The organism is Streptomyces sparsus, from assembly GCF_054776295.1.
Genome location: NZ_BAAHCA010001005.1, coordinates 1 through 1,670 on the forward strand (window position 1 = coordinate 1; position 1,670 = coordinate 1,670).

Genomic DNA, 1,670 nt, shown 5'->3' on the forward strand with positions numbered 1-1,670 from the left:
CCCGGCCGGCGGTGGCCTCGACCGCCTCACCCAGCGCCGCGAGCCCCGCCCCGTTGTCGGCGATCGCCCGGCGGCCGAGCAGGTCCACCGCCTGGATGCCGTGCGTGCCCTCGTGGATCGGGTTGAGCCGGTTGTCGCGGTAGTGCTGCTCCACGTCGTACTCGCGTGTGTACCCGTAGCCGCCGTGCACCTGGACGGCGAGGTCGTTCGCGGCCAGGCACCACTGCGACGGCCAGCTCTTCGCGATCGGGGTCAGCACGTCCAGCAGCCGGCCGGCCCGCTCCCGCGCCGAGGCGCTCTCCCCGGTGCGCTGCTCGTCGACGAGCCGGGCACAGTACAGGATGAGCGCCAACGCGCCCTCGCTGTAGGCCTTCTGGGCGAGCAGCATGCGCCGCACGTCGGCGTGCTCGACGATCGGCACCGGCGGCGCCGCCGGATCGCGGTCGGCGACCGGCCGGCCCTGGAGCCGGGTCCTGGCGTACTCCAGGGACTTCAGGTACGCGGTGCAGCCCAGTGCCGCGGCTCCCGCGCCCACCCCGATCCGGGCCTCGTTCATCATGTGGAACATGTAGGACAGCCCGCGGTGCGGTTCGCCGACGAGCTGCCCGACCGCACCCGCCTCACCGCCCGGCCGGTACCGGCCCTCGCCGAAGTTCAGCAGTGTGTTGGTGGTGCCGCGGTAGCCCATCTTGTGGTTGAGGCCCGCCAGCACGACGTCGTTGCGGTCGCCCAGGGAGCCGTCCGCCTCGACGAGGTGCTTGGGCACCACGAAGAGGGACAGCCCGCGCACGCCGGGCGGGCCGCCGGGAATGCGGGCCAGCACGAGGTGGACGATGTTCTCCGCCAGGTCGTGGTCGCCACCGGAGATCCACATCTTGTTGCCGAACAGCCGGTAGGTGCCGTCGGGCTGCGGTTCGGCGCGGGTGGCGACGTCCGCCAGGGACGAGCCGGCCTGCGGCTCGGACAGGCACATGGTGCCCAGGAAACGACCGGCGATCATCGGCCGGACGAAGGTGTCGACCTGCTCGGCGGTGCCGTGGGCGCGCAGCAGGTTGGCGTTGCCCAGGGTCAGGAAGGGGTAGGCGGAGGTGCTCACGTTGGCCGCCTGGAACCAGGCGAAGCACGCGGTGGACACCACGTGCGGAAGCTGCATGCCGCCGAGCTCCGCGTCCATCGAGGCGGCCAGCAGGTCGGAGGCGGCGAAGGCGTCCAGCGCCTCCTTCACCTCGGGGATCATCTGCACCTTCTCGCCGTCGAAGCGGGGCTCCTCCTGGTCGCTGCGCTTGTTGTGCGGCGCGAACCAGCGGGTGGCGAGCTGCTCGCTCAGCTCCAGCACCGCGTCGACGGTCTCCCGGGAGTGCTCGGCGTACCGCGGTCGACGGACGAGCGCTCCGGTGTCGAGCCAGTCGTGCAGGAGGAAGTCGAGATCGCGTCGGGAGAGCAGGAGAGACGGCTTCGCCATGGTGCGTGCCCCATTCGCCGGTCGGTGGGTGGCGTACGTCGGTCGGTGGCGTACAGGGAAACCATGCCTTACTAAGCGCTTGCTCAGCTACCCCGGCGGTCCGCCGTCCTGCTCACGCCACGCCGGGCGCCGCTCCGGCACGGCGCTGAGCGCCGAGGCGCGCCCCGCCGCTCAGCGGCGGATACCGGAGGGCGCGCCGCCCGGGTTC

At 72.3% G+C, this 1,670-nt stretch carries 1 protein-coding gene; it reads right to left on the reverse strand.

Annotation, left to right across the window (positions count from 1 at the left end):
* Positions 1-1,462 (reverse strand): acyl-CoA dehydrogenase family protein (locus tag ACYVE9_RS25820; RefSeq protein WP_461030310.1); only part of this gene is annotated, 1,462 nt, incomplete at its 3' end.
* Between the last annotated feature and the right edge of the window lie 208 nt (positions 1,463-1,670).